This window comes from Dyella sp. C9 (genome assembly GCF_003332825.1).
GTDB lineage: Bacteria > Pseudomonadota > Gammaproteobacteria > Xanthomonadales > Rhodanobacteraceae > Dyella.
The window spans coordinates 488,498-514,238 of the sequence record NZ_QIRF01000002.1; the positions used below are offsets into that span (position 1 = coordinate 488,498).

The 25,741-nt window shown below is 67.3% G+C and carries 27 protein-coding genes; 10 read left to right on the forward strand and 17 right to left on the reverse strand.

Features of this window, described 5'->3' with window-relative positions:
- Window positions 1-32: 32 nt before the first annotated feature.
- Both DVU99_RS04545 and DVU99_RS04550 read left to right on the forward strand, forming a co-directional pair.
- The gene (locus tag DVU99_RS04545; RefSeq protein WP_114238994.1) at window positions 33-1,901 is read left to right on the forward strand and encodes a sulfotransferase family protein; all 1,869 of its coding nucleotides are present in this window, start codon (window positions 33-35) and stop codon (window positions 1,899-1,901) included.
- A 115-nt stretch (window positions 1,902-2,016) separates the two neighbouring features.
- A complete protein-coding gene (locus DVU99_RS04550; protein WP_114238995.1) occupies window positions 2,017-2,685 on the forward strand; it encodes a hypothetical protein in 669 nt (222 codons plus the stop codon).
- 46 nt (window positions 2,686-2,731) lie between these two features.
- On the opposite strand, the gene lpdA is transcribed toward DVU99_RS04550, so the two are convergent.
- The 4 genes from lpdA to DVU99_RS04570 form a co-directional block, all read right to left on the reverse strand.
- Window positions 2,732-4,600 carry a dihydrolipoyl dehydrogenase gene (lpdA, locus tag DVU99_RS04555; RefSeq protein WP_114238996.1) on the reverse strand — a complete coding sequence of 623 codons (1,869 nt, stop codon included), beginning with the start codon at window positions 4,598-4,600 and terminating at the stop codon, window positions 2,732-2,734.
- Window positions 4,601-4,697: 97 nt separating this feature from the next.
- Window positions 4,698-6,371 carry a dihydrolipoyllysine-residue acetyltransferase gene (aceF, locus tag DVU99_RS04560; protein WP_114238997.1) on the reverse strand — a complete coding sequence of 558 codons (1,674 nt, stop codon included), beginning with the start codon at window positions 6,369-6,371 and terminating at the stop codon, window positions 4,698-4,700.
- 193 nt (window positions 6,372-6,564) lie between these two features.
- Window positions 6,565-7,398, reverse strand: coding sequence for a mechanosensitive ion channel family protein (locus DVU99_RS04565; RefSeq protein WP_114238998.1), 834 nt, complete (start codon window positions 7,396-7,398; stop codon window positions 6,565-6,567).
- 156 nt (window positions 7,399-7,554) lie between these two features.
- Window positions 7,555-8,373, reverse strand: a complete 819-nt coding sequence (locus DVU99_RS04570) for a DUF2884 family protein (RefSeq protein ID WP_114238999.1) — start codon at window positions 8,371-8,373, stop codon at window positions 7,555-7,557.
- A gap of 197 nt (window positions 8,374-8,570) precedes the next feature.
- Between DVU99_RS04570 and DVU99_RS04575 the strand changes: the two genes are divergently transcribed.
- Together DVU99_RS04575 and DVU99_RS04580 are read left to right on the forward strand one after the other, a co-directional pair.
- Window positions 8,571-10,229 (forward strand): FAD-binding dehydrogenase, encoded by a 1,659-nt coding sequence (locus DVU99_RS04575; protein WP_114239000.1) that lies wholly within the window; start codon window positions 8,571-8,573, stop codon window positions 10,227-10,229.
- Complete coding sequence (locus tag DVU99_RS04580; RefSeq protein ID WP_114239001.1) at window positions 10,226-11,275, forward strand: 2-dehydropantoate 2-reductase; 1,050 nt, start codon at window positions 10,226-10,228, stop codon at window positions 11,273-11,275. The genes DVU99_RS04575 and DVU99_RS04580 overlap by 4 nt, the downstream gene beginning before the upstream one ends.
- Window positions 11,276-11,293: 18 nt before the next feature.
- On the opposite strand, the gene DVU99_RS04585 is transcribed toward DVU99_RS04580, so the two are convergent.
- The 9 genes from DVU99_RS04585 to DVU99_RS04625 all read right to left on the reverse strand — a co-directional run bounded on the left by DVU99_RS04585 (window position 11,294) and on the right by DVU99_RS04625 (window position 16,962).
- Complete coding sequence (locus DVU99_RS04585) at window positions 11,294-12,514, reverse strand: low temperature requirement protein A (RefSeq protein ID WP_114239002.1); 1,221 nt, start codon at window positions 12,512-12,514, stop codon at window positions 11,294-11,296.
- Between the two features lie 69 nt (window positions 12,515-12,583).
- The gene (locus DVU99_RS04590; RefSeq protein WP_232823446.1) at window positions 12,584-12,901 is read right to left on the reverse strand and encodes a DUF2845 domain-containing protein; all 318 of its coding nucleotides are present in this window, start codon (window positions 12,899-12,901) and stop codon (window positions 12,584-12,586) included.
- 120 nt (window positions 12,902-13,021) lie between these two features.
- Complete coding sequence (locus tag DVU99_RS04595; RefSeq protein ID WP_114239003.1) at window positions 13,022-13,294, reverse strand: DUF2845 domain-containing protein; 273 nt, start codon at window positions 13,292-13,294, stop codon at window positions 13,022-13,024.
- Window positions 13,295-13,324: 30 nt separating this feature from the next.
- Window positions 13,325-13,900 carry a DUF924 family protein gene (locus tag DVU99_RS04600; RefSeq protein WP_114239004.1) on the reverse strand — a complete coding sequence of 192 codons (576 nt, stop codon included), beginning with the start codon at window positions 13,898-13,900 and terminating at the stop codon, window positions 13,325-13,327.
- Window positions 13,901-13,932: 32 nt separating this feature from the next.
- Window positions 13,933-14,373 carry a PA2169 family four-helix-bundle protein gene (locus DVU99_RS04605; RefSeq protein WP_232823447.1) on the reverse strand — a complete coding sequence of 147 codons (441 nt, stop codon included), beginning with the start codon at window positions 14,371-14,373 and terminating at the stop codon, window positions 13,933-13,935.
- A 107-nt stretch (window positions 14,374-14,480) separates the two neighbouring features.
- Window positions 14,481-15,233: a DUF2884 family protein gene (locus tag DVU99_RS04610; protein ID WP_114239006.1), complete on the reverse strand. Its 753-nt coding sequence runs from the start codon at window positions 15,231-15,233 to the stop codon at window positions 14,481-14,483.
- A gap of 79 nt (window positions 15,234-15,312) precedes the next feature.
- Window positions 15,313-15,864 carry a hypothetical protein gene (locus DVU99_RS04615; RefSeq protein WP_114239007.1) on the reverse strand — a complete coding sequence of 184 codons (552 nt, stop codon included), beginning with the start codon at window positions 15,862-15,864 and terminating at the stop codon, window positions 15,313-15,315.
- Window positions 15,864-16,409, reverse strand: a complete 546-nt coding sequence (locus tag DVU99_RS04620) for a peroxiredoxin (RefSeq protein WP_114239008.1) — start codon at window positions 16,407-16,409, stop codon at window positions 15,864-15,866. The genes DVU99_RS04615 and DVU99_RS04620 overlap by 1 nt, the downstream gene beginning before the upstream one ends.
- 91 nt (window positions 16,410-16,500) lie before the next feature.
- A complete protein-coding gene (locus DVU99_RS04625; RefSeq protein WP_114239009.1) occupies window positions 16,501-16,962 on the reverse strand; it encodes a hypothetical protein in 462 nt (153 codons plus the stop codon).
- Between the two features lie 196 nt (window positions 16,963-17,158).
- On the opposite strand from DVU99_RS04625, the gene DVU99_RS20275 reads away from it, so the two are divergent.
- The 3 genes from DVU99_RS20275 (at window position 17,159) to DVU99_RS04640 (ending at window position 18,907) form a co-directional block, all read left to right on the forward strand.
- On the forward strand, window positions 17,159-17,500 hold the full coding sequence (locus DVU99_RS20275; RefSeq protein ID WP_114239010.1) for a glycine zipper 2TM domain-containing protein: 342 nt from the start codon (window positions 17,159-17,161) through the stop codon (window positions 17,498-17,500).
- 32 nt (window positions 17,501-17,532) lie between these two features.
- A complete protein-coding gene (locus DVU99_RS04635) occupies window positions 17,533-17,949 on the forward strand; it encodes a universal stress protein (RefSeq protein WP_114239011.1) in 417 nt (138 codons plus the stop codon).
- Window positions 17,950-18,085: 136 nt separating this feature from the next.
- Complete coding sequence (locus tag DVU99_RS04640; protein WP_114239012.1) at window positions 18,086-18,907, forward strand: ferritin-like domain-containing protein; 822 nt, start codon at window positions 18,086-18,088, stop codon at window positions 18,905-18,907.
- Between the two features lie 64 nt (window positions 18,908-18,971).
- Here the strand turns inward: DVU99_RS04640 and DVU99_RS04645 are convergent, their stop codons facing one another.
- The 3 genes from DVU99_RS04645 to DVU99_RS04655 form a co-directional block, all read right to left on the reverse strand.
- Window positions 18,972-19,418 (reverse strand): DUF6491 family protein, encoded by a 447-nt coding sequence (locus DVU99_RS04645; protein ID WP_114239013.1) that lies wholly within the window; start codon window positions 19,416-19,418, stop codon window positions 18,972-18,974.
- A gap of 61 nt (window positions 19,419-19,479) precedes the next feature.
- Window positions 19,480-20,214 (reverse strand): hypothetical protein, encoded by a 735-nt coding sequence (locus DVU99_RS04650; RefSeq protein WP_114239014.1) that lies wholly within the window; start codon window positions 20,212-20,214, stop codon window positions 19,480-19,482.
- Between the two features lie 174 nt (window positions 20,215-20,388).
- Window positions 20,389-21,279, reverse strand: coding sequence for a LytTR family DNA-binding domain-containing protein (locus DVU99_RS04655; protein WP_114239015.1), 891 nt, complete (start codon window positions 21,277-21,279; stop codon window positions 20,389-20,391).
- 152 nt (window positions 21,280-21,431) lie between these two features.
- Between DVU99_RS04655 and DVU99_RS04660 the strand changes: the two genes are divergently transcribed.
- Window positions 21,432-22,658: an acyltransferase family protein gene (locus DVU99_RS04660; RefSeq protein WP_114239016.1), complete on the forward strand. Its 1,227-nt coding sequence runs from the start codon at window positions 21,432-21,434 to the stop codon at window positions 22,656-22,658.
- Window positions 22,659-22,667: 9 nt separating this feature from the next.
- Here the strand turns inward: DVU99_RS04660 and DVU99_RS04665 are convergent, their stop codons facing one another.
- Entirely contained in the window at window positions 22,668-22,970 is a 303-nt protein-coding gene (locus DVU99_RS04665) for a DUF3247 family protein (protein ID WP_114239017.1), read from the reverse strand.
- Window positions 22,971-23,126: 156 nt separating this feature from the next.
- Here DVU99_RS04665 and DVU99_RS04670 point away from each other — a divergent pair, with 156 nt between their 5' ends.
- Both DVU99_RS04670 and ubiM read left to right on the forward strand, forming a co-directional pair.
- The gene (locus DVU99_RS04670; RefSeq protein WP_114239018.1) at window positions 23,127-24,398 is read left to right on the forward strand and encodes an MFS transporter; all 1,272 of its coding nucleotides are present in this window, start codon (window positions 23,127-23,129) and stop codon (window positions 24,396-24,398) included.
- Between the two features lie 105 nt (window positions 24,399-24,503).
- Window positions 24,504-25,712 (forward strand): 5-demethoxyubiquinol-8 5-hydroxylase UbiM, encoded by a 1,209-nt coding sequence (gene ubiM, locus DVU99_RS04675; RefSeq protein ID WP_114239019.1) that lies wholly within the window; start codon window positions 24,504-24,506, stop codon window positions 25,710-25,712.
- The last annotated feature ends 29 nt before the right edge of the window (window positions 25,713-25,741 follow it).

The window sequence follows — 25,741 nt, forward strand, 5'->3', positions numbered from 1 at the left end:
AACGTCGCGGCCCTCGCTGTTACCATCGATCGATGAGCGATTCCGCCCCCTTTTCCACCCAGGCGCTGACGGGCCAGGTGGTCGCCGCCTTCCAGCACGGCGATCTGGCAAAAGTGCTTTCGCTGGCCGAACCCGTGGCCGCGCGACCGGATACGGACGAGACGGTGCTGTTGTTGCTGGGCTTCGCGCAGCAGTCGGCCGGGCGTTTTGCGCACGCCACCGAGACGTTTCGCCGGCTCACCGCACGCCGACCCGACGTCTCCGAATACTGGAACAACCTCGGCATCGTGGCGCGCCAGGCCGGCGACATGGTTATCGCCGAACAGGCGCTGCAACGGGCCCTCGCACTCGCTCCGGGGCAAGCCGACGTCCACTACAACCTTGGCCTGCTGCAGGCGCAACAGCAACGCTGGCTGCAGGCCCGCGAGACCCTGCTGCAGGCGGTGGCCCTCGCGCCCGGTTTCATCGATGCACGCCTGCAGGCCGCCTACGCCTGTCACTTCTGCGGCGATACGCGCGGCGCGGAAGTGATGCTCGAGGGTGCCGGCGATTGGCCGCCGCAGTCCGCCGAACAGGCGTTGATCCTCGCCACGATGCTGGCCGGCCAGGGTGAGCAGGACGCGGCCCGACGCGCATTGGAACAGGCGATCCTGCCCGAGGGTGTGGAGCACGAAGTGATGCGCCTGCGCATCAGCGCGCAGCGCGCCGCGATGCACGAGCGCAACAACCAGGTCGAACTGGCGCAGGCGCAACTGACCGAGCTTTCGCTGGAACGCATCCAAGGCACAGGATCACCCGAACTGCTGGGTGCCGCGCTGCAGGCGCACGCCAGCGTAGCCGTGCGCACGGGCGAGCTTGATCATGCGGCCTCCCTGTACCAGCGCCTGCTCGATCAGGGCGGCGACCTGAGCCTGCTCGCCAACGCAGCGTTCGGCCTTGCCAACGCGCGCAACAAGCAGGGCCAGCGCGAGGCCACCTGGCAGGCGTTGCAGCGCGCCCATGCCTTGCAGCTGGCCTTTGCCCAGGACTTCGTGCCCGAGTTGATGGCCGAAGGCAGCCAGCCGCTGGACATGGTGGCGCACACGGTCGGTCGCCTGGCGCACGATCGCTGGACGCCGCTGCAAGCCCCCGCCAGCAGGCGGAACCCGGTGTTCGTGGTGGGCTTTCCGCGCTCGGGCACCACCCTGCTCGAACAGATGATCGACGCCCACCCGGACTTCCGTTCCATGGACGAGCGTGCCTTCATCTATGAACTCATCAAGCGCATGGAGCTGGCCGGCCAGCACTATCCGGCCGATCTGGCCACGCTCGCCCAGGGCAACGCCGACCAGTTGCGCACCATCTACGACGACATGGTCCGCCGTGTGGTGCCGGACCTCGGCAACAGGCGCCTGGTCGACAAGAATCCGCTCAACATGCTCTGCCTGCCGATGATCGCGCGGCTGTTCCCGGAGGCGCGCATCATCCTGTGCCTGCGCCATCCCTGCGACGTACTGCTGAGCTGCTACATGCAGCCGTTCCGCTCACCGGCCTTCATGGTGCTGTGTTCCTCGCTGCAGCGACTGGCACAGGGCTATGTCGATGCCTTCGAGCACTGGTACCGGCACCTGGAGGTGTTCGCGCCACGCGTGCTGGAATGGCGTTACGAATCGGTGGTGAGCCGCTTCGACGACCACGTCGCGCGCCTGGGCCAGTTCCTCGAAGTGGACGACGCCGCGCCGATGGCGCGCTTCGCCGAGCACGCACGCGCCAAGGGTTACATCAGCACGCCCAGCTACGCCCAGGTCACCCAGGGCATCCATGCCAAGGCGGTCAACCGCTGGCATGCCTACCGCGAGCACTTCGAACCGGTGCTGCCGATCCTGCGTCCGATGCTGGAGCGGCTGGGTTACGACGCCTGAGCGCCCGCTCATGATCCCGATACGGCCGCCACGGACCTCGTGAGCAGGCGCCGAGCCGCCACCCGGCGGATCGGATACCCTGCGCATTCTCTCGCCCAGGCCAACAGGAGTCGCCATGCATTTCGAAGTGCCCCGGGTGCGCATGCACTCGTTTCGGGAGTTCGCGCAGCACTACCTGATGATCGTGCTCAGCATCCTTACCGCACTGGGACTGGAGCAGTGGATCGAGAGCACGCATCACCGGCATGCCGCCGAGTACGCCAGCATGCAGATCGAGATGGAGTTGCGTGGCACGCTCAACGACATCCAGTCTTCGCTGGCGGTCAACGCAGAGAAGCTCAAACCGCTGAAGGCACTTAACGAAGCCATCACCAATGACGTGCGCAATGGCGTGCCGGACGCCCAAGTCAACCAGCATATCCAACGCCTGAAGAACGACTTCATCCTGAGCGTCAGCTGGCCCGCCTTCGCCAGCCAGGCGTGGGACGTCGCCGTGGCCAACCAGTCTGCGACCTGGATCGACACCGGCCGCCTGCGCAAGTACTCGGCCGCCTACGCTGCCCAACGCGAGACCACCTCCTGGGTCGGCCACGACGCAACGCTGGCGCTCGACGGCCCCCGCATGGTGGCCTTGCGCACCCGCATCAAGCTCGGCAAGGACGTCGATCCACTCGAGTTCCTCAGCGTGCTGCAGCAGATGGTCAATACTTCCACGGAAATGGCGAATCACCTCGAGGAGACCGCCGAACCGATCAAGGCCGCGCTGGGCCAGAGCAGGCATTGAAAAAGCCCGGGAAAACCCGGGCTTTTTGTTGCGGAGAAAAGGCTGCTTATTTCTTTTTCTTCGGCATGTACAGGTCGGTGATGGTGCCTTCGTAGGCCTCGGCCGCCATGCCCACCGACTCGCCCAGCGTGGGATGCGGATGGATGGTGAGGCCGATGTCGGCCGCTTCCGCGCCCATCTCGATCGCCAGGCAGATCTCGCTGATGAGGTCGCCCGCATGCGGGCCGACGATGGCGCCGCCCACGATGCGATGGGTCTCCTCGTCGAAGATCAGCTTGGTGAAGCCCTCGGTGCGATCAATGCCGATGGCACGGCCACTGGCCACCCACGGGAACTTGCCCACGCCGACCTTGAGGCCCTTTTCCTTCGCCTCGCGCTCGGTGACGCCCACCCATGCCACTTCCGGATCGGTGAACGCGACCGACGGGATCACGCGCGCATCGAAATGGCTCTTCAGACCCGCCACCACTTCGGCGGCAACGCGCGCCTCGTGGGTGGCCTTGTGCGCCAGCATCGGCTGGCCCACCAGGTCGCCGATGGCGTAGATGTGCGGCACGTTGGTGCGCATCTGCGTGTCGACGTTGATGAAGCCACGCTCGGTCACCGCCACGCCAGCCTTGTCGGCGCCGATCTTGTTGCCGTTGGGTGAGCGGCCCACGGCGACCAGCACGCGGTCGAACACGGTGGTTTCGGGGATGCTCTCGCCTTCGTAGCTGACCTCGATGCCCTTCTTGGTGGCCTTGGCTTCCACCACCTTGGTCTTGAGGTGCACGCCCTTGAGCTTCTTGGCCAGGCGCTGCGCCAGCGGCTTGATCAGGTCGGCATCGGCGCCCGGGATGATCTGGTCCATGAACTCGACCACGGTCACCTCGCTGCCCAGCGAGGAGTACACCGTGGCCATTTCCAGGCCGATGATGCCGCCACCGACGACCAGCAGCTTCTTGGGAACTTCCTTCAGTTCCAGCGCGCCGGTGGAATCCATTACGCGCTCGTCGTCCCACGGGAACGCCGGCAATTTCACCGACTGCGAACCGGCGGCGATGATGGCGTTCTCGAAGCGGATCAGCTTGGTGCCGTCGGCCGTCTGCACTTCCATCTCGTTGGGCGAGACGAAGGTGCCCACGCCCTGCACGGTACGCACCTTGCGCTGCTTGGCCATGCTGGCCAGGCCGCCGGTGAGCTTGCCGACCACCTTGGTCTTGAAGTCGCGCAGCTTGTCGAGGTCGATCTTGGGCGCGCCGAAGCTGACGCCGTGTGCGGACATGGCCTCGGCCTCGTCGATCACGGCGGCGGCGTGCAGCAGAGCCTTGGACGGAATGCAGCCCACGTTGAGGCAGACACCGCCCAGCGAGGCGTAACGCTCCACCAGCACGGTGTCGACGTCGAGGTCGGCGGCGCGGAACGCGGCGGTGTAGCCACCGGGGCCAGAGCCGAGCACGACCAGCTTGCATTCGATATCGGGCGTGCGGCCGGAAGCACCGGCCGCCTTCGGTGCGGATTTTGCTCCCTCTCCCCCCTGGGGAGAGGGTTGGGGTGAGGGGCGGGTGCTCGCGGAAGCGTCGCTAGTGCCGGACTGAGGCGAGGTTGCCCCCTCACCCCGGCCCTCTCCCCGCAGGGGAGAGGGAGTAGGAGCCGCAGCCTTCAGCGCTTCCGTCGGCTTGGCGACGCCGGCGTCCGATGCCTCGAGCACGGCAATCACCGCACCCTCGGATATTTCGTCGCCCACCTTCACCTTCAGCTCCTTGATCACGCCGGCGGCGCTCGACGGAATTTCCATCGTGGCCTTGTCCGATTCGAGCGTGATCAGGCTCTGTTCCTTGGCGACCGTGTCGCCGACCTTCACCAGCACCTCGATCACCGGCACGTTGTCGTGACCGCCGATGTCGGGGACCTTGATTTCGATGGTGCTTGCCATGGGGAATCCTTTGGTTCTTTCGCTACCTGTCGAGGCGACGCCGCGAGCGCGGCCCCTCACCCTGCCCTCTCCCCGGAGGGGAGAGGGAAAAGCAAAGTCACAGGAGCAGGCGGCGGATGTCGCCCAGCTGCTGTGCGAGGTAGGAAGCGAAGCGTGCGGCGAGCGCGCCGTCGATCACGCGGTGGTCGTAGCTGAGCGACAGCGGCAGGATCAGGCGCGGTGCGAATTCCTTGCCGTTCCACACCGGCTTGGTGGCGGCCTTGGAGACGCCCAGGATGGCCACTTCCGGCGCGTTGACGATCGGCGTGAACGAGGTGCCGCCGATACCGCCCAGCGAGGAGATCGAGAAGCAGCCGCCGGACATCTCGTTGGGGCCAAGCTTCTTGTCTCGCGCCTTCTTGGAGATCTCGCCCAGCTCGACGGCCAGGTCCAGCAGGCCCTTCTTGTCGCAATCGCGAATCACCGGCACCACCAGGCCATCGGGCGTATCCACCGCGATGCCGATGTGGAAGTACTTCTTGAGGATCAGCTTCTCGGCGGTCTCGTCCAGCGAGGCGTTGAACTGCGGGAATTTCTTCAGCGCCGCGACCACCGCCTTGATCTGGAACACCAGCGGGGTGATCTTGAGGTCCTTGTTCTCCTCGCCGAGCTTCTTGCGGAAGGCTTCCAGCTCGGTGATGTCGGCGTCTTCGTGCTGGGTGACGTGCGGGATCATCGCCCAGTTGCGCGCCAGGTTGGCGCCAGAGATCTTCTGGATGCGCGACAGCGGCTTCTCTTCGATCTCGCCGAACTTGCTGAAGTCCACCTTCGGCCAGGGCAGCAGGTTGAGGCCGCCGCCAGCCGCCACCGGGGCGCCGGTCGGACGCGCGCCGGAGGCCAGCGCGTGCTTCACGTAGCCGGTGACGTCCTCGCGCATGATGCGGCCGCCGCGACCACCGCCCTTCACCTGGCGGATGTCCACGCCCAGCTCGCGCGCGAAGGCGCGGATGGCGGGGCTGGCGTACGGGGCATCGCCCGGCATGACGATCTTGGAGTCGAACGGCGGGCGCACGGCCGGCGCCACGTCGCCCTCGGGCGCGTTGCCCGGCAGCACGCTGCGGCCACCCTGCGGAGCCGGCCTTTCTTCGATCTTGGGTACGTCGACCTTGGCGGCAGCCGGCGCGGGAGCGGGTGCCGCGGCGGGCACGCCACCGGCGGCCTCGACCAGGGCGATCAGGCTGCCCTCGGAGAGCTCGTCGCCCACCTTGACCTTGAGTTCCTTCACCACGCCAGCGAACGGGGCCGGCACTTCCATGGTCGCCTTGTCCGATTCCAGCGTGATCAGGCTCTGGTCCTTGGTGATGGTGTCACCCACCTTCACCAGGATCTCGATCACCGGCACGTCGCTGCTGCCGATGTCGGGCACGCGCACTTCCTGTACGCCACCGCCAGCGGCGGGCGCCACGGCCGGGGCAGCGGCCGGCGCCGGGGTGGGCGCGGACTTGGCCGGTGCTTCGGCCTTGGCCGGAGCGGGCGCCGGAGCGGCGGCCTCACCCTCGACCTCGATGATGGCGATCAGGGTCCCTTCGGAGGCCTCGTCGCCAACCTTCAGCTTCACTTCCTTCACCGTGCCCGCGAACGGGGCCGGCACTTCCATGGTCGCCTTGTCCGACTCCAGCGTGACCAGGCCCTGTTCCTTGGCGACCTTGTCACCGGGTTTCACCAGCACTTCGATCACCGGCACGTTCTCGCTGCCGATATCGGGAACGCGTGCTTCTTTGAGGTCGGCCATGGTTTCTCCTACGGATGGCGATGGCGTGCCGGCGGGGATGACGGCCGCTTAAGGCAACAATCATAGCGAACGAGACCTACTTCCGGACGCTTTTGGATCGGTTGAATCCACCATTCGCATACGTATGCAGGCCATTTCGCTGCAAAAAGGCTGGATTGAGGGCCATGGGTGGACCCCGCGGCCCCGGCCGGGCTCAACGCCCGGCTTCCGGAGCCCGGCCCTGCAGCACGGTCAGCTCGCGCTGCGGATAGGGGATGCTGATGCCCTCGGCGTCGAACCGCTCCTTCACCGCGCGCAACAGATCGGTCTGGGCCGCCCAGGAGTCGCCGCTGCGCGTATAGGCGCGCAGCAGCAGCACCACCGCGCTATCGCCCAGGCTCTCGGTCCACACCCCCGGCTCGGGGTCGCGCAGGATGCGCGCGTCGGCGGCATACAGCTGGCGGATCACGTCCATCGCCTTGCCGATGCTGTCCTTGTAGCCGATGCCCACGCGCAGCTCGAAGCGGCGCGTGCCGCGGCGATTGAAGTTGATGATGGCGTCGGAGCCGATCTTGGCGTTGGGCACCACGGCTTCGCGGTTGTCCGGCATCACCAGCAAGGTGTACATCAGGCTCACGCCCTCGACCGTGCCGTCCACGCCCCCGGCATGGATGAAGTCGCCCACGCGAAACGGCCGGAACACGATCAGCAGCACGCCCCAGGCCAGGTTGCTCAACGAGCCCTGCAAGGCCAGGCCGATGGCCAGGCCGCCCGCGCCGAGCGCGGCCACCAGCGGCGCCGAGGGCACGCCCGCCTGCTGTAGCGCCATCACGATGAGCAGCGCGACCAGCACGCCATTGATCAGGTTGCGCAGGAAGCCGCTGAGGGTTTCATCGACGTTGGCACGACGCATGGCCCTGCGCGCAAAGTTCGATACGCGCGCCGCCAGCCAGAGTCCGACCAGCAGCATCAACAGGGCCATGCCGACATTCATCAGGGTGGTGATGCCGCCTTCGGAGAAATGCAGGCGCGCGAGGAGGTCGTGCATGGATGATTCGGCTCGTGCTCGGCAAGGGCGCGCAGGGTAGCAGCACGGCCATCAAGGTTCCGTTGCACGCGTCCGTGCCATCCGCAAAAAAAGCCGCGCAGGCGAGCCGGCGCGGCCAGGGTACGTTGGGGGAATCATTGGATACGCGGCTTCGCCTCAATCGGCGCGCGTACCCGTGCTGGCTGTGGTCAGCTTCTTGTTGTTGTCCTTGCCATAGGTCATCAGCTGCAGGCGCGAGCCGTCGGACAATCGAAAGCCGAACTGCTGCTGCAGCTGTGCCAGTGAATCCAGCCGCGGGCACAACGCATCGGCTCGACGGTCGAGCGCCTTGGCGCGGGTGTTCACTTCCTTGTTGATGTTCTGGTCCAGCGAATCGGCGCGCGCCTGCAAGGCCGCCACCTTGGCCTGGTCGCCGCTCAGCGCGGCCGTGACGGCGGCGCCGGCGACCTTGCCGACCACGTCGGAGACGGCGTCTTCCACGCCCTGCCCCACCACGTCGTCCAGGTCGTGTGGGTGCCACTCGCCCCTGCCCAGGCCGTCGTCGATGCGCGCGAGCGCGTCGCGATGGTGCCGGTCGAGGCGATCCACCATGTCGTGCCGTTCGCTGTCGTTGTCGGCGAACGTGAGAAGCACCGTGCGTATCGCGGCATAACCGATGTTGACGCCTTCGCGCGCTATGCCAGCCACTTCGGGCAGCACGTCGCGCACTTGCTGCTCGTAGGCGCGCAGGCGCTCCGCATCAGCGGCGGACACCACCACCTCGCGGCCGTCCACGCGCAGCTGGCCGTTGTGCATGAACACGTCGGCCGGCACACCGTGGTCGCGATGGAAACCGACGCCGGCGGGAACCACGCGCACATCGAAGTCGGTCGAGTAGTGGCAGTCGCCGCCATGCAGGTCCAGGTCGCCGGCCCGAACCATCGTTGCCGAAGCCAATCCGGCCGCCAGCGCGGCGGCCATCCACAAGCTGCGCATGTCGATCTCCTCCCTATGCCGCCTCCCGCGCGGCGCCCATCAACGATGCGCTGCAACACGAAGCCGGGCATGGGCCAGCCGTCATCCCCTGCCATCGGTCATAGAACGCCTGCGGCGTCATGACGCACCGCGCATAGGAATGGCCGGACGCTCGGGCTAAGTTCGCGGACAAGGATCGCCATGCGGGGAGTCGTGGGATGCTGGAGGGGTGGGACGCGATCGTGGTGGGTGCGGGCCTGGCAGGCCTGGTCGCCGCTACGGAACTAACCGACATCGGCAAACGCGTGCTGGTGCTGGATCAGGAGCCGGAACAAAGCCTGGGGGGTCAGGCGTTCTGGTCGTTCGGAGGGCTGTTTTTCGTCGATTCGCCAGAGCAGCGTCGCATGGGGGTCCGCGACTCCCGTGCGCTTGCGCTCGCCGATTGGATGGGTAGCGCGGGTTTCGACCGCACCGAAGACCATTGGCCACGCCGCTGGGCCGAGGCCTATGTGGATTTCGCTGCCGGCGAAAAGCGCAGTTGGCTGCACGCCATGGGCATGCGCTGGTTTCCGGTGGTGGGCTGGGCCGAGCGCGGCGGCCATGGCGCCTGGGGCCACGGCAATTCGGTACCACGCTTCCACGTCACCTGGGGCACCGGCCCCGGCGTCATCGAGCCGTTCGTGCGCCGCGCCCGCGCGGCACAGACCCAGGGGAAGCTGCAGTTCGGGTTCCGCCATCGCGTCGATGAGCTGCTCGTGCAGGACGGCGTGGTCACCGGTGTGCGTGGCAGCGTACTGGTGCCGGACGACATGCCACGCGGCCAGCCCAGCTCACGCGAGGTCGTGCAGGACTTCGAACACCGCGCGCAGGCCGTGCTCGTGGCTTCGGGCGGCATCGGCGGCAACCACGCGCTGGTGCGGCGCAACTGGCCGGAGCGGCTGGGTGCCGCGCCCTCGCACATGCTGTGCGGCGTACCCGCGCACGTGGACGGCCGCATGCTGGGTATCAGTGAATCGGCCGGCGCGCGGCTGATCAACCGCGACCGCATGTGGCACTACGTCGAGGGCATCGAGAACTGGAATCCGATCTGGCCGATGCACGCGATCCGCATCCTGCCGGGACCGTCATCGCTGTGGTTCGATGCCACCGGCCGGCGCCTGCCCGGCCCGCTGTGGCCCGGCTTCGACACGCTGGGTACGCTGGAACACCTGCGCCGCACCGGCTACGACTACAGCTGGTTCATCCTCGACCAGCAGATCATCCGCCGCGAGTTCGCATTGTCGGGCTCGGAGCAGAATCCCGATCTCACCGGCAAGAGCTGGCGGCAGGTGGCCAGGCGCGCCATCGGCAAGGGTGCGCCGGCGCCGGTGGAGGCGTTCAAGCAGCACGGCCGCGACTTCATCGTGCGCGACACGCTGGAAGAACTGGTCGCCGGCATGAACGCACTGGCCGGCAACCACCTGCTCGACCTGGCGCAGATCCGCCGCGAGGTGGAGACGCGCGACCTGCAGTTCGCCAACCCTTATGCGAAGGATGGCCAGGTCATGGCCATCCATAACGCGCGGCGTTATCGCGGCGACAAGCTGGTGCGCGTGGCCAGGCCGCATCGCCTGCTCGACCCGGCCAACGGCCCGTTGATCGCGGTGCGCCTGAACATCCTCACCCGCAAGACGCTGGGGGGCCTGGAGACCGATCTCGATGGCCGCGTGCTCGGCCATGACGGACAACCGCTGCCTGGCTTGTATGCCGTGGGCGAAGCTGCCGGCTTCGGCGGTGGCGGCCTGCACGGCTACCGTGCGCTCGAAGGCAGCTTTCTCGGCGGCTGCCTGTTCTCGGGGCGCGTGGCCGGCCGTGCAGCCGGCAGGGCCGTCGCATGAGCGTGCACGCACTGCCGCGCATCGCCATCTATGGCACCGGCAACATCGGCGCCTATCTCGGCGCACGCCTGCACGACCATGCGCGCGTGACCTTCATCGGCCGGCATCGCGTGATCGATACGCTGCGCCTGTGCGGCATCAGCTGGAGCGACCTCAACGGCAACCACGGCCATATCGGTCCGCGGGCGCTGGAGCTGCAACTCAACCCGTTCGCCGCCGCCAAGGCGCACCTGGTACTGGTGACGGTGAAGTCGTCAGCCACCGCCGCCGTCGCCCGGGAACTGGCCGAAGTGGTGGCTCCCAGCGTGCCGATCATCAGTTTCCAGAATGGGCTCAACAACACGGCGCAGTTGCGCGCCGCGCTGCCCGGGCATCCGGTGCTTGCCGGCATGGTGCCGTTCAACGTGCTGCAACGCGATCGCGCCAGTTTCCACCAGGGCTCCAGTGGTGGCTTGATGGTGGAATCGCATCCATCGCTCGCGCCGTTCCTGCCCGTATTCGCACAGGCGGGACTGCCCATCGGCACGCGCCACGACATGCCGGCGGTACAGGCGGCCAAGCTGCTGCTCAACCTCAACAATGCGATCAACGCGCTGTCGGACCTGCCACTGCGCGACGAGCTTTCACGGCGTCACTGGCGCCGCTGCCTGGCACTCGCGCAACGCGAGGCACTCGGCGTGTTCGCCGCCGCCGGCATCCGCCCCGCGCGCCTTACCCCACTGCCGCCGCGGCTGCTGCCCAGCGTGCTCGACCTGCCCGACGCGCTGTTCCAACGGATCGCCGGCAAGCTGCTGGCCATCGATCCCTACGCGCGCTCCTCCACCTGGGAAGACCTGGAATCCGGCCGGCCCACCGAAGTCGATGCGATCAATGGCGAGATCGTGCGCCTGGCCGCGCGGCAGGGCATGACCGCGCCGGTCAACGCGCGGCTGGTCGCCCTGATCCGCGAAGCCGAGCGTCGCCGCACCGTGTGGCAGGGCGAACAATTGCTGCAGACGCTGCGTCAATCACGCCCGGCCTACGAGCGGCCGATGGCCATCCTCTAGGGCCTCGCACCGAGGCCGTCACTCCTGCGCAGTGCCATACAGCGCGCGCCGTACGCTGCGCAGCGACAGGGTTTCCCATGCGGAGACCGACACCAGCACCGCGGACGTGAGCACGGCCAGCGCGAGCACCGACAGCGTGGTCGCCGGCCACGCCAGCAAAATCAGCAGGCCCAGGCCAACGAGGTGCGACAACGGGAAATTCGTGTGGTTGACGGTCTTCTTGAACAACGCGTTGCCCAACAGGTACAGCGCCGGGCCACCCAGCAGCACGGCCACCTGCGCGATGTCGCCCGATGCGTGCGGATGGCTGAGGCTGAGCTCGTCACCCACCGCACTCACCACGATACCGGCCACGATCGGGAGGTGCAGGTAGGTGTAACCCAGCCGCGCCGTGCGTCCGGGATCAGTCGACTCCCGGATCGAACGACTCCCGCGCTCCGCGCCGATGTCGAAGTAGATCCACCACATCGCCACGCACCCGACAAAGGCCACCACGAACGCGAACCATGCTTCGGGCGAACGCACGCCTTCGGCAAAACTGCTGCCTGTGACCACCACCGATTCGCCCAACGCGATGATCACGAACAGGCTGCAGCGTTCGGCCATGTGTCCGCCTTCCACGTCCCACTCGCCAGTGGTCGAACGCCCCAGCCCGGGCACATAGAAAAAAGCCGCCGGTCCCAGGTACTCGATGGCCAGTGCCACCGCCCAGCAGGCGAGCCGCGCCTGCCCTTCGTGCAGGCCGCCCAGTACCCACAGGACGCCGGTGACGACCAGCCAGGTGGTGATCCGATAGAAGTTGCGCCGCGCTGCCAGCGACGAATGACGCAACGCCCATACCATGAAGAGCGAGCGCCCCACCTGCATGGAGACATAGGCGCCAGCGAAGACCCGCCCACGCCCGTCGAATGCCTCGGGCAAGGCCGTGGAGAGCAACAGACCGGCGAACATCAGCGCCAGCAGCAACAGGCGCACGGCAAGCCGTTCCGGATCCAGCCAGTTGGTGATCCAGCCGGTGAAGATCCACACCCACCACACGGCCAGGAACAGCAGCAGCACATGCAGCGCCCCCAACGCGCTCAGGTCGTGCAACAGGGTGTGCGAAAGCTGGGTGACCGCGTAGACGAACACGAGGTCGAAGAACAGCTCGATGTTGGTGACCTTGCCGTGCGTGCCGGCCTGGCGCAGGCGCAACAGGCTGGGGTTGGTTTGGCCCGCCTCGCGTGGCGTCTCGGACATGGCGCGATCTCTCCCTGGAATCGCCGCCGTTATCGCACGGGCCACGCGCCCGCCGCCATCACGACCCGCTCAGCGCCCGCCGTCCCGGATCGTAGCGACCCGGCCATCCACGATCACCACCGTCACCACGCGACCGTTCTGCCGGTACTGCCATTGCTCGCCACCACCGCTACCGCCACGACGGCCGCTGCCGCTGCGCCGGGATCGGCTGCCGCCGCGCGCCTCGCTGGTGGCATGCCCCTTGTAGCTCGGCTTGCCGAGCAGCTCGATCACCCGAGTCGCGCTGTCGCCCACCGTCAGCACCTGGCTGCCCACCCTCAGCGTGCCGCCGCCGGCCTGGGCGGACACGGCCAGCACCATCAACACCACCCCCGGCCACGCGCGCATGACGGCCTCCCTGCCGTTGCCCGCGCCGATTGCGCGGAACAACTACCTTAGGGCCAGCCTGCGCTACCGCTCCATGCGTTGCGCGCCAGCGATCCCTGTAGGAGGCCGGCCCGCGTCTGCTCAGCGCGAGCGATCCTGGATATCGGCCACCTTGCCGCCAAGGATGGTGATGATCAGGATGCGCCCGCTGTCCTGCACGTACTGCCAGCGTTCGCCCTGGTAACCCCCGAAGTCGCTCTCCACCGGCTCCTTGTAGTCGGGCTTGCCCAGCAGCTGGATGGCTCGCGCTGCGCTGTCGCCCACGGTCAGGACTTCGCTGCCTACGCGATAGGTGCTGGCCGCATGCGCAGCCAGGCTCAGGGTCAACAAGAGGATGACGAGATAACGACGCATGGTGAACTCCTTGTCATGGCAGATGGAGGCTCAGAAGCCCGCTCCTGGGCTGGCCAGATAGTCCTGTTCGGCGGGGGTGCTGGCGCGCCCGAGCACCGCATTGCGGTGCGGAAAACGCCCGAACGTATCGATCACATCGTGGTGCCGGCGCGCGTAATCAAGGAAGCCCTCGAAACGATGCCGGTCGACCCCGGTTTGCTGTTCCGCCAACTGGTGGAACAGCTGCACGCAAAGGCGCTGCAGCGCCGCATCCTCGGCGTGCTCCAGCGGCAGGTAGGCGAACAGGCGTTGCAGCGGCAACAGGCGCTGGTCGTCGCCACGGGCGATGCCGGCCCGGGCCAGCGCCTGCGCCTGGCCATCAGCCGCCCAGGCCCGCGCATCGTCGCGGTGGAGATTGCGGCTGAACTGGTCGAGCACGATCAGCAGGGCCAGCCAACCCTCCGGCGTGGCCGCCCAGTCGTCCAGCTCGCCCCGCACCGCCGCCACCCAGGTATCGCCGAAACGTTGGCGGATACGGGCGTCGAAGGCTTCGTTGCGCTCGAACCAGCACGCTTCGGCTACCGGGTCGAACCAGAACTCCAATACGTCCGTGGGGGTGCTCCGCATGCCTGCTCCTTGTGGCTTGTGGCGCGCTGCGATCAGCCGTGGGTGGTGCCTGCCAGGCAATGGATGTCCCGATGGATGCCATGCAGCCGCGAAAGCTGCACGCCCAGCACGCGCGCCGATTCGTCGGAAGCTCGCGCCATCTGTTCCTCGAAGCGACGCAACAGCACGCACTCGTTGCGCGCCAGGCTGTGCACCCAGGCCGCGTCACGGTTGGAAGACATGCCGGCGCTCAGCTCCGCCAGCGCGCTGCGCACCGCGCCGGCCAGGGTGCCATGACGGGCCGGCGTGCCGCCGGTGGCGTGGACCTGCGCCTGCAGGTCGCCGATCAGCTGGTCCAGCGTATGCAGGTTTTCCATCAGCAGGGCCTGCAGGCCGGGCTCGCGCACCTGCGCGAGGGCACGCCGATACAGCTCGCGGTCATCGATGCCGGAGCGGATCAGGGCGTTGTAACGTGGTACTCGAGCGTGCGACACGAGGTCGCCTCCTGACACCTTGGGGGTTGCGGTGTCCATCCTCGTCCTTCGCCACTTAGCGGAAGGTTAATCTGCTGTCGTCGTAGGGGCGCCGCTCAGCCACGGTTTTACTGGGACAGCTCCAGCAGGTTCAGCGGCTGGCCGTTGGCGGCCCGGATGCCTTGCTGCAGTTCAGCCAGGCGCTGGACCGCCGGGCACAGCGCCCGGACCTGGGGTGCCAGGGCCTGCATGCGCTGCTCCAGGCGCGGGCGCAACTGGGTGGCGAGGTCGGCAGCGGTGTCGCGCAGGTTGGCGGCGGCCTGCAAGTCGCCGGTCATGGCCGCCTGCAGGGCCTGCTGGCCCAGGTCGTTGGCCAGCAGCGGGGTCAGGTCGGCCGCCAGCCGGTCCGCGTACTGATCAGCCAGGTTGCCCTGCCAGTCGTGCGTGCTGTTGCTGGCGGCAATGCGCTGCTTCAGCTCGGCGGCGTGCGCCGCCAGCTGCTGGTTGAGCTGGGCGCGGGTGTCGGGGCTGAGCGAAAGCCGGGCCCCCTCGTCCCGCATCGCGCCGGCCAGCAGGTCCACCCCCTGCGTCGCCACTGACTTGGCCCGTGGCACCAGGGCGCGCAGTTCCCGCTCGAACACCGCCAGGCGGTCCTCGTCCTCCGCCCGCAGCGGCACCGGCGCGCCGTCGGTGCGCAGGGTGCCATCGCGCAGCTCGACCCGCTGCGGCATGGGCTGGGCCCGGTCAAACAGGACGCTGCCCTGACCGATGGTCAGGTCGTAGCTGCTGGTCGCGTGGCAGGTGGTGGCGAGGTCCTGCGCATGCAGCCCGAGGCTGGCCAGGGAAAGGGCGACGGTAAGCAGGAGTCGGCGCGGCGGCATGGTCGATCCGGTGCGGAAAGGCCGTGCAGCGATAACCCCTGCCCGGCAAACCGCGGCTGAACTGGCCGTTCGATCTGCCTCAGCGGCGGCCATGGAAGAACGACCGCACCTGCGGGCGTCCCAGCTGCCAGGCCAGCCACAACAGCACCGGCACGCCCACCGCACGGATGGCCACGGCGATCAGATAACTGAGCCGCACGTGATTCAGTGCGATCTGGGCGGCCGCATCCATCGGGCCCTGCACGGTCATCTCCACCGTGCGGCTGAAATCGCGCCATTGGGAGAACTGCTGCAAGGCACCGAGCAGGCCCCACACCACGGCCAGCAGTACCGCGATGACCTGCAGCGTACGACGCGACCAGGCCTGGCCCAGGATGGCACCGGCGCAAATCACCAGCACCGCGAAGGCCACCACGAAATAGCCGGCGTCCCAGGCCAACATGCCGTGCAATTGGGAGATGGCCTCGGTATTGCCCGGCGCCTGTTGTTGCAGTGCCTGCCACAACTGCTCGGCGTGCGCGCCGTACTGTACGCAGCCATAGGCGGCCAGCAGCAGCATCAGCCAGACCACCAGCCTCCACAGGGCGAAACCGCCGGCACGCGTGCCTTCGCGTCGTACCTTCAGGAACATCAGGACGAGGCCTTCAACGTCTTGAGGTCATCCAGCACCTGGGCCGAGTTCTTCTCCGGATCGACGTCCTGGTAGACCTTGGCGATCTTGCCCTGCGGGTCGATCAGGAAAGTGGTGCGACGGGCGTACTTGAAGCCGGCCTTTGAGGTCAGCACGCCATAGGCCTCGGCGGTCTTGCTGTCGGCATCGGACAGCAGCGGGAACGGCACGTGGTACTTGGCGGCGAAGTCGGCATGCGACTTGACGTCATCCAGGCTCACGCCGAGCACGTCGGCACCGGCCTGGCGCAGCTTGGCGATGTCATCGCGGAAGGTGCACACCTCGGTGGTGCAGCCGGGGGTGAAATCCTTGGGATAGAAGTACAGCACCACCCAGTGACCGTGGTGGTCGGCCGGCGTGTGCCACTTGCCGTTCTGGTCCTGCAGGTGGAAATCCGGCGCAGCCTGTCCGACCTGCGGCAGCGGGGCGGTCTGGTCGGCGCAGACCGGGGCAAGCAGCCCCAGTGACAGCGACAGCAACAACAACAACTGGGTCAAGCGGCGCATGGCGGCACTCCGGTCAATGAAAGCGCCGCAAGTGTACGCGTTCCAAAACGAAGGGCGCCACGCGGCGCCCTTCGCCAAGCTGCAATGGCGCTTACTTCACGCGCTCGATGGAGAACTGGCCGACCGAGATGCCCAGGTTCACGCCCTCGCCGCTGCCATGCAGCGCCAGCGACGTCGTGCCCTTGCTCAGCACCTGGGCCTCGCCACTCTTCACCACGCCGGCTTCGGCGCCGGCCTGGGCGTAGTCACCGAATACATCGTCGATGCTGCGCACGTGGGTGATGTCACCCTTGCCGTTGTCGATGCGGTACTTGCCTGCGGTGAGGCCGCCACCGTTGACGGAGATCTTCACGTTGGCGCGCTGGCCGTTGCTGCACACCACGGTGCCGCTGCCGGACGCGTGCTTGTAGATGATCGACCAACCCGACAGCGAGAAAGTGAGGTCGCACTTGACCTCGGCATCGGCTGCCTGGGCCTTGGCGACCGGAAGTGCAGTCATGGCTCCCGCGCAGGCCAGCACCAGGGCCGCCATACCAAACGTACGCTTGATCATCGTGGTCTCCTTACGGTGGATGAGATCGTCGGACGTGGGCTGTCATTGTCGGCAGCCATCCTGAACCGTCCTGTATTGCTGTCCGGCCCGTTTCATCGTCGGCAAGTGATGTGAACACCGCGTGCAAGGATCACTTGATGTGCCGGTAACGAGGGCCCGAGCACACTGGTTCCCGAAGCCAAGCGGAGGACCTGCCATGAAAAACCTGATTCCGCTCCTGGCTGTCGCCACGCTGGCGATGGCCGGCACCGGCGCCGCGTTCGCCCAGTCGTCGGCGCCGTCGGCGCCCAGGACCCGCACCGTCTGCGAGGACGTCACCGTGCAGGACACCCCGAAGGACTCCCACCAGATCACCGGCCTGGCGGTCGGCGGCGTCGCTGGCGGCCTGCTCGGCAACCAGATCGGCAGCGGCAAGGGACGCACGCTGGCCACGGTGGCGGGCGCGGCCGGCGGCGCGTACGCTGGCAAGAAGGTCCAGGAAAACCAGCAGGCGAAGAACACGCACGTCGAGCGGCGCTGCCACCAGGTCACCGACTGAGCGGGTGTCGCCGGTTCGAAAGGGGGAACGCCATGCTCAAGTATTCGTTGGTCGGTTATGACGGCTCGGCCACTTCGCAGCGCGCGGTGCAACTGGCAGTGGATCTGGCCCGCGCCTGCGGGGGACGGGTGCGGGTGGTGTCCGTGCTGCAGGTGACCGAGGGCAGCGCCGATACCTGTCCACTGATGATCACCGACCCCGGGGCCAAGCGCTGCACCCGGCTGTTGGAGGAAGTGCGGGCACTGGTGCCTGACGCGGCCCAGCTGATCGACATCGAGGTGGTGCGTGGCAACCCCGGCGATGCGCTGCTCGACCAGGTCCGGCGCCACGGCATCGACCACGTGGTGATCGGGCATACCGAGCGTGGCGCGCTTGCGCGCTGGCTGCTGGGCTCGGTGTCGGGCGATGTGCTCGAGCGCGCCCACGTACCGGTGACGGTGGTGCGCTGAAACTCGGCCCGGGCCGCCGGGTCGGCGCAGGTTCATTTCCTGGCGCGATCCCGTCGTATCCTCTTGTCACACTAACGTCATGCCCGGCCGGTGGGGCGCTTCGCCCGCTACCGGCCACCAGCACAGGAATGCCCGCGTGAGCTACGCCCAATCGTTGCCCTGGACCCTGGACAGCCTGGACTTCAGCCGGATCGAGATCCAGCGCGTGCGCCAGAACGAGGACCTGTTCTTCCTGCTGTGCAGCGCATCGTTCGTGGAAAGTGGCTCGGACCTGTACACGCACAACCTGGTCGATCATTTCGCCGGCGACGAAGAATTGCAGACCTGGCTCAGCCAGCACTGGGAACACGAAGAGCTGCAGCACGGCCGCGCGCTGGCGGCCTACGTGAAGACGGTATGGCCCGAGTTCGACTGGGATCGCGGCTTTGCCTCGTTCTGGGCCGAATACGGCGCGGTGTGCACCGCCGAGCAGCTCGAATCCAGCCGCGGGCTGGAACTGGCCGCGCGCTGCGTGGTGGAAACCGGCACCGCCAGCCTCTATCGCGCACTCAACGACATCACCGACGAGCCGGTGCTCAAGCAGCTCACCGGCCACATCAAGAGCGACGAAGTGCGCCACTACAAGCACTTCTACCAGCACTTCCGGCTGTATCGCGAACGCGAGGGTTTTGGCCGCTACAAGGTGTTCCGCGCCATCCTGCGGCGCGTGAACGAGATCAAGAGCGAGGACAGCGACATCGCGCTGCGCCACGTGTTCAACCAGTGCTATCCGCAGCACAAGGACAACGAAGCGGAGTTCCGCCGCATCACCGGCCGTGCCCAGGGCCTGCTGCGCCGGAACATCCCTGCCGAGATGACGGTGAAGATGCTGCTCAAGCCGCTGGACCTGCCGCCGCGCCTGCAGGAGGCGCTGGAAAAGCCGCTGGCCAAGATCGCCGAGAAGCTGTTCCTGCATTGAGCCCACCGCAAACGGAAACGCCCCGGTCCAGGCCGGGGCGTTTTCAGATGCGGCGAGCGCGGCCTTACTTGGCGGGGCGCGGGGCTTCTTCCACTTCCCTGGGCTTGCCCTGCTGCGGCGAATCGAGCTTGGCGATGTCCACCGGGCGGATCTGCTTGATGAAGCACGGCGCATCGTTCGGACCGGTCAGCACGCGGTCGAACTTGGCCGACACTTCGCTGGCGCTGGAGGTCAGGCCGATATGGTTGGTGAACTCCAGGTTGCGGCACTTGCCGTCCAGGTCGAGCAGCCACGCCTCGTTGGGGCGGGTATACACCGCCAACTGACTGTCGCTGAGCGGCTCCCACGACCACATGCTGAAGTAGTGGAAGCTGTTGACCGGCGCACCGGCCGCCACCGCATAGGCCTGCTGACGGGCCTGCATGCGGGCGGTGTACTGCTCGCCGACACGGGCGCAACCGGCCAGCGCAGCGGCGACCGCAACCGTGGCGAAGAGATGTTTGACTGCCATGAACGTGGATCTCCGGGGGATTGCCCATGCAAACGCACGGGCGCACTGGGCGTGGACGGGGTTACTTCTTCTTGGCCGCCTGCTTGGCGACGGTCTGCCACTTGGAGGGATCGAAGCCGCCGACCTCGTAGACCAGCGTCTCCTTCTTTTCGCCGTCCTGCAGGGTCACGTCCATGGTGATCTTCCTGGCTTTCTCCAATTGGGCGATGAAGCCCTTGTCGTCCTTGAACAGCAACGCCGGCTCACCGGTGCTGGGCGCGAACGCGCTGATGGTGCCGGGCTTGCCGTCGAACGTGGCCTTGATCGAGCACACGCCCTTGCACACGAAGCCGTGCGGGCCACCGTTGAACAGGAAGGCGTTCTGGCCCCACTCGGTATGCCGGCGCAGCACCAGGCGCACGCGGTCGTCACCCGAGGGCTGGCTGCTGTAGATGGTTGCGGTGGACTGCGTGCCGCCTTCCATCGGCGACACCTGGTAAAGCCAGAGATTGGCCAGGCGGGCCTTCTCGCTGTTCTCGGTATAGCGCTTCTCGATCTCCGGCAGGCTCTGCCGCACTTCCTGCGCCGCGGCACTGTTGGGATAGCGGCTGACGATCTCCTTGCCCATGGTCACCGCCATCTCGTCGTTGCCGATGCGCACCAGCTGGCGATAGGTGTCCAGCTTCTGGGCGGAGTCATCCGCAGGTGCCTGCGCCTGCTGCTGCGGCGCCTGGGCCTGGTCACCGGATTGCGAGCAGCCGGCAAGCACGAGCAGGCTGCCCAGGGCAGCGGCGAGGCGAAGACGCGGCGGATTCATAAGCGGGTCGTCCGGTGGCGGAAAGGCGCCTAGAGTGGAACGCGGGCCTCGGGAGCGCAACTGCTGCAGCTCCCCTGCGGGAGCGCACCCAGTGCGCGACCACGGTCCCATCCATCTTCGTCGAAACCGTTCTGAGGTGCTTCGGTGCGCTCCCGCGGGAAGACCCGACCGGTGTCAGGCATGGGCCGGCGCGTCGCCAAAACGTTCGCGCAGCTGCGCGCGGTAACGGCGGCTGCATGGCACGCTGGCCCCATCACGCATGGTCAGGCGGGCATCGCCGGTATCCAGCGGTTCGATCTCGGCCAGGTAGTCGAGGTTCACCAGAAAACTGCGATGCACGCGCACGAAACGCGATGGGTCCAGCCGCTCCTCGATGCCGGCCATGGTGGCGCGCAACGGGTAATCACGCCCGCGCACATGCAGGTTCACGTAGTTGCCCGAGGCCTGCAACCACTCGATTTCGCGTGCGGCGATCAGGAATTCCTTGCCCAGCTTGCGCACCAGGAAACGCTCCGGGCGCTCCACCGGCTCCACCGGTGGGCCCTCGTCCGGCTCGGCCAGCAAGGTGGCCTCGCCCTGCAGCCGCCGCAGCACGAAGCCATACAGGCAGATGCAGCCGACGAAGAGGAAATAGGTGCGGAAATCCTTCAGGTACTCGTAACCCAGCTGCACCGGCCAGTAGCCGAAGTCGTAATGCCAGCCCAGCAGCCAGCGGTAGGCCAGGGAGCGCAGGGCCACCATCGCGCCGACGTGGATCAGGCAGAACGGCAAGGTCAGCAGCAGGTGGATCTTCAGGCTGTGCCGCCACACGTCGAAGCGAAACGGCCAACGCCGGGTGGCGAGCACCAGGAACGGCACCAGCGCCAGCAGCACCATGCTGCTGGTGATCTCCCAGATCCATGGTTCCACCGGCAGCGACCCGTGCGCCCTGCGGGTGTGGTCGAACCAGGACACCAGCCCGTTGAACACGGTGTTGAGGGCGATCACCACTACCCAGATGCCTACCTCGAACGGGCGGCGCCAGCGCTGGAACTTCCGTATGTCGAAGGTGGCCGGGGTCGTCATGGGGTGATTCTACGTGGCAAGCCTGTGCTTACCCTGTGCCGCTCGTCCCGGCACGCCCGCCGCTCGTCCCCGGCGCACTGCAATCAATCACTTGGCGCGTGTCCTTGCGCTGCCGCCGGGCCAGCATGCGGCTACCTACATGGAGCACCACCATGACTCGCCGCCACGACATCGACGCCTTGCGCGTACTGGCCTTTGGCCTGCTGATCCTCTACCACCTCGGCATGCTGTACGTGGCGCCGGCCAAGGACTGGGCCTTCCACCTCAAGAGCAGTTACCTCGCGCCGTGGCTGGAGTACCCCATGCTGGCTTCGGGCTTCTGGCGCATGGACCTGCTGTTCCTGATCTCCGGCCTGGCGGTGCATTTCCTGCGTGGCCGGCTCAGCCTGCCGTCGCTGGCCTGGAAGCGCACGGTACGCCTGATGCTGCCCCTGCTGTTCGGCATCGCGGTGGTGGTCCCCATCCAGCCCTACGTGCAGGGCGTGGCCAACGGCCTGGTGGCTCCCGGCTTCGGCCACTTCCTGCTGCGCTACTGGAGCGGTGGCCCGTGGCCGGCGGGGGCGTTCGATGGCTGGCAGTACGGCTTCACCTGGAACCACCTGTGGTACCTGCCCTACGTCTGGGTCTATACGCTGCTGCTGATCACCCTGTTGCCGCTGCTGGAATCCGCCCGGGGCCGCCGCGTGCTGGCCGCCTGCCGCCAGCTGCGGGGCTATCCGCTGCTGGTGTTGCCCGCGTTGCCGTTGCTGGCCTACAACCTGTGGCTGGCCGGGCGCTACCCGACCACGCATGCACTGCTCAACGACTGGTACACCCACGCCGGCTACCTCACCGTGTTCCTCTACGGTTACGTGCTGGGCACCGACGCCGGCCTGTGGAAGGAACTGGCACGCCTGCGCCGGCACGCGCTGGTGCTGGCCGTGGCGAGCTTCGCGCTGCGCTACGCGATCGACCAGGTGGGCAACTGGGTCGACCTGGGCTGGCTGCCGATGCCTGCGTACCACACGGCGCGCTTCCTGGTGCAGGCCCTGCGCTTCATCTACGCATGGACCGCAATCGCCGCCGTGCTTGGTTACGGCCACCAGTACCTCAACCGCCCCTTCCGCTGGCTGCCGTATGCCCGCGAAGCCGTGTTTCCCTGGTACGTGCTGCATCAGAGCCTGGAGCTGGCCGTGGCCTTCTGGCTGATCCCGCTGCGGCTCGGCCCCGTGCTCGAACCCGCCCTGGTGCTGGGGGGCACGGTGTGCGGATGCGCGCTGCTGCACGAGTACGTGATACGCCGATCGCGCTGGCTGCGTCCGCTGTTCGGGCTGGATGCGCTCAGCCGGCTGCACCCGCCACAGATGCAGGCACAGCCTCGGCTGGCGCCGGAGACGTGAACGGGCCGGTCAACTCTCGCTGCCCATCACGCTATCGAGGTGTTCCACGCGGCGGATGTCACCGAGCCAGACATAGCAGCTCCAGTCCGGCACATCGGGCCGCTCCAGCCGCACCACGGCATTGATGCCCTCGTTTTCGTCGCTGTCGCGGAACACCTGCATGCTGGGTCGCGCGCAGACGATACCGTCCTCGCTGCGGCCATCATTGAGCAGCAGCACCACATGGCCATTGGCGGGCAGTTCTTCGATCAACGCCTCCAGATGGCTGATTTCCAATGGGTTCGTGTAGACATGTTCGGCCACTCGCCCCATGACGCACCTCGCAGGCCCGGGATACGCCGGCCACGCTAGGTGCCCTGGTGGCAAGGTTGGGTAAAACCGATGGAACGCGGGCGTGAAACGGGCGGTGCCTTGTCACCGCCCTTCAGCCACCGATAATGGCCGGGCTCCCGCCAGGATCCCCCTCCCATGTCGTCCACCACCGCGTCGCAACCCGCGGAATCGCTGCGTTCACATCCCGCTTTCGTACAGTTCTGGTTTGCCCGCATCTGCTCGGGCTTCGGCTTCCAGATGCTTTCGGTGGCCGTGGGCTGGCAGGTCTATGCCATCACCGGCCGCGCGCTGGACCTGGGCCTGATCGGATTGGTGCAGTTCTTTCCCTCGGTGATGCTGGCGCTGCCGGCGGGCCACGTCGCCGACCAGTTCGAGCGGCGGCGCATCGTGATGCTGGGCCAGCTGGTGGACATGCTGGCGATCATCGCGCTGGCGGTGATCAGCCTTACCCACCTCGCCCATGAGGCAAGCATCCTGGCGCTGGTCTTCGTGATCGGCGTGGCCAAGGCCTTCGAATTCCCGGCACTGCAATCGATGCTTCCCGCGCTGGTGCCCAACACCGTGCTGCCCCGCGCGATGGCCGCCAGTGCATCGGCCGGACAGGCGGCGATGATCATGGGCCCAGCCGTCGGTGGCTTCCTCTATGTGGCGGGCCCCGGCACGGTGTACACGGTGTGCGCTGCGCTCTATCTGGTGGCCGTGCTGCTGATGGCGAAGATGCGCTACGAGCAGGCACAGCCGCGGCGCGAGCCGGCCACGCTCAAGACGTTGTTCGCCGGCGTGCATTTCATCCGCCAGCGCCCCGACGTGCTGGGCGTGATCTCGCTGGACCTGTTCGCCGTGCTGCTCGGCGGCGCCACCGCGCTGCTGCCGATCTTCGCCCGCGACATTCTTCACACCGGCCCCTGGGGCCTGGGACTGCTGCGCGCCGCACCCGCCGTAGGCGCCCTGCTGATGTCGCTGTGGCTGGCGCGGCACAACATGGAGCGCCGCGTGGGGCCGATCATGTTCGCCTCGGTGGCTGGCTTTGGCCTGGCCACCCTGGTCTTTGCCGTATCCCGCACGCTGTGGCTGTCGTTGGCTGCGCTGTTCGCGCTGGGCGCGTTCGACATGGTCAGCATGGTGATCCGCGGCGCACTGGTGCAACTGGATACGCCCGACGACATGCGTGGGCGTGTGAGCGCGGTGAACGCGATCTTCATCAACACTTCCAACCAGCTGGGCGAGTTCGAGTCGGGCCTGCTGGCCGCCTGGGTTGGCGCAGTGAATGCCACGCTGATCGGCGGCATCGGCACCCTGGTGGTGGTGGGGCTGTGGATGGCCATGTTCCCCACCCTGCGCCGACGCCAGCGCCTGCGCGCCGAGCCGCCCGCCCCTGCCCAGCCCGCCGGCACCGAGACGATCTGAGCGGCCGCGTCAGGCTTGCCTTGCCGCATTGACACTCGTCAATGCCGGCAGGACCAGGCTCACTAGCATGCGGGGATTCTTTCCCTGCATCGAAGGTCTCTCGACATGAACGTCGACATCGTGGTGGTGGGCGCGGGTCCGGCCGGACTCTGCCTGGCCAAGGCCCTGGCTGGCACGGGCCTTAGCATCGCCGTGATCGAGCGGCAGTCGCAGGCCGCCATCAGCGAACCCGCCTTCGACGGGCGCGAAATCGCGCTGACCCACCGTTCGGTGCGGATCCTGCGCGAACTGGGCATATGGAATCACCTCACCTCGGCGGACATTGCCGTGATGCGTGGTGCACGGGTGCTCAACGGCCCCTCCCTGCACGGGCTTCAGCTCACTCCGCCCGGCAGTAGCGGCAACGAACTCGGCTACCTGGTACCCAATGACCGCATTCGCCGCGCAGCCTACGCGGCGGTGTCGCAGGAACCGCGCATCACGCTCGCCTGCGACACGGCGGTCAGCGCCATCTCGTTGGCGCGGGACATGCCGCGCCTCACCCTGGGCAACGGCGCAAGCCTCGGCGCGCGCCTGGTCGTTGCCGCCGACAGTCGCTTCTCGCAACTGCGTCGTGATGTCGGCATCCCGGCCAGCATGCATGACTTTGGCAAGACCATGTTGGTGTGCCGCATGGCGCTCGAAAAGCCGCACGAGGGAGTGGCGCTCGAATGGTTCGACCATGGCCAGACCCTCGCCCTGCTGCCCCTGCACCACGGCGAGGCTTCGGTGGTGCTCACCTTGCCCGGCCAGGCGATGAAGGCGGTGATGGCGCTGGACGAGGACAGCTTCAACCGGGAGATGCGGCGGCGTTTCCACGGCCGTTTCGGCGACATGCAGCTCAACAGCACGCGCCACACCTATCCGCTGGTCGGCGTGTATGCGCAGCGCTTCGTGGCGCCGCGCTTTGCGCTGGCGGGCGATGCCGCCGTAGGCATGCATCCGGTCACGGCCCATGGCTTCAACCTCGGCCTGCAGGGCGTCGACACGCTGTCGCGCGAGATCCGCCAGGCGCATGCCAGCGGGCAGGACATCGCCTCTCCGCAGCTGCTGCGGCGCTACCAGCAAGCGCACCGGCTGGCCACCCGGCCGCTGTATCTCGCCACGCAGGTGATCGTGAAGCTCTACACCGATGACCGGGCGCCCGCCCGCATGGCGCGCGGCGCCCTGCTGCGGGCCAGCCAGGCAGTACCACCGTTCCGCCTGGCGCTGGGCCGCATGCTCGCTGCCGAAGCCCGTACAACGCGGTCCCGGGCCAGCACCGTTTCCGCATGAACGAAGGGCGGCGGATATTTACACACCGC

Bases quoted from the DNA above. Each gene is read 5' to 3' on its own strand.
- DVU99_RS04595 (WP_114239003.1), bottom strand. From the start codon at position 13,294: ATGCGTCGTTATCTCGTCATCCTCTTGTTGACCCTGAGCCTGGCTGCG.
- DVU99_RS04610 (WP_114239006.1), bottom strand. From the start codon at position 15,233: ATGCCGCCGCGCCGACTCCTGCTTACCGTCGCCCTTTCCCTGGCCAGC.
- DVU99_RS04650 (WP_114239014.1), bottom strand. From the start codon at position 20,214: ATGAATCCGCCGCGTCTTCGCCTCGCCGCTGCCCTGGGCAGCCTGCTC.
- DVU99_RS04550 (WP_114238995.1), top strand. From the start codon at position 2,017: ATGCATTTCGAAGTGCCCCGGGTGCGCATGCACTCGTTTCGGGAGTTC.
- DVU99_RS04620 (WP_114239008.1), bottom strand. From the start codon at position 16,409: ATGCGCCGCTTGACCCAGTTGTTGTTGTTGCTGTCGCTGTCACTGGGG.
- DVU99_RS04625 (WP_114239009.1), bottom strand. From the start codon at position 16,962: ATGATCAAGCGTACGTTTGGTATGGCGGCCCTGGTGCTGGCCTGCGCG.
- DVU99_RS04570 (WP_114238999.1), bottom strand. From the start codon at position 8,373: ATGCGCAGCTTGTGGATGGCCGCCGCGCTGGCGGCCGGATTGGCTTCG.
- DVU99_RS04600 (WP_114239004.1), bottom strand. From the start codon at position 13,900: ATGCGGAGCACCCCCACGGACGTATTGGAGTTCTGGTTCGACCCGGTA.
- DVU99_RS04580 (WP_114239001.1), top strand. From the start codon at position 10,226: ATGAGCGTGCACGCACTGCCGCGCATCGCCATCTATGGCACCGGCAAC.
- DVU99_RS04660 (WP_114239016.1), top strand. From the start codon at position 21,432: ATGACTCGCCGCCACGACATCGACGCCTTGCGCGTACTGGCCTTTGGC.
- ubiM (WP_114239019.1), top strand. From the start codon at position 24,504: ATGAACGTCGACATCGTGGTGGTGGGCGCGGGTCCGGCCGGACTCTGC.
- aceF (WP_114238997.1), bottom strand. From the start codon at position 6,371: ATGGCCGACCTCAAAGAAGCACGCGTTCCCGATATCGGCAGCGAGAAC.
- DVU99_RS04670 (WP_114239018.1), top strand. From the start codon at position 23,127: ATGTCGTCCACCACCGCGTCGCAACCCGCGGAATCGCTGCGTTCACAT.
- DVU99_RS04575 (WP_114239000.1), top strand. From the start codon at position 8,571: ATGCTGGAGGGGTGGGACGCGATCGTGGTGGGTGCGGGCCTGGCAGGC.
- DVU99_RS04645 (WP_114239013.1), bottom strand. From the start codon at position 19,418: ATGGCAGTCAAACATCTCTTCGCCACGGTTGCGGTCGCCGCTGCGCTG.
- DVU99_RS04655 (WP_114239015.1), bottom strand. From the start codon at position 21,279: ATGACGACCCCGGCCACCTTCGACATACGGAAGTTCCAGCGCTGGCGC.
- DVU99_RS20275 (WP_114239010.1), top strand. From the start codon at position 17,159: ATGAAAAACCTGATTCCGCTCCTGGCTGTCGCCACGCTGGCGATGGCC.
- DVU99_RS04615 (WP_114239007.1), bottom strand. From the start codon at position 15,864: ATGTTCCTGAAGGTACGACGCGAAGGCACGCGTGCCGGCGGTTTCGCC.
- DVU99_RS04585 (WP_114239002.1), bottom strand. From the start codon at position 12,514: ATGTCCGAGACGCCACGCGAGGCGGGCCAAACCAACCCCAGCCTGTTG.
- lpdA (WP_114238996.1), bottom strand. From the start codon at position 4,600: ATGGCAAGCACCATCGAAATCAAGGTCCCCGACATCGGCGGTCACGAC.
- DVU99_RS04545 (WP_114238994.1), top strand. From the start codon at position 33: ATGAGCGATTCCGCCCCCTTTTCCACCCAGGCGCTGACGGGCCAGGTG.
- DVU99_RS04665 (WP_114239017.1), bottom strand. From the start codon at position 22,970: ATGGGGCGAGTGGCCGAACATGTCTACACGAACCCATTGGAAATCAGC.
- DVU99_RS04635 (WP_114239011.1), top strand. From the start codon at position 17,533: ATGCTCAAGTATTCGTTGGTCGGTTATGACGGCTCGGCCACTTCGCAG.
- DVU99_RS04590 (WP_232823446.1), bottom strand. From the start codon at position 12,901: ATGCGCGCGTGGCCGGGGGTGGTGTTGATGGTGCTGGCCGTGTCCGCC.
- DVU99_RS04565 (WP_114238998.1), bottom strand. From the start codon at position 7,398: ATGCACGACCTCCTCGCGCGCCTGCATTTCTCCGAAGGCGGCATCACC.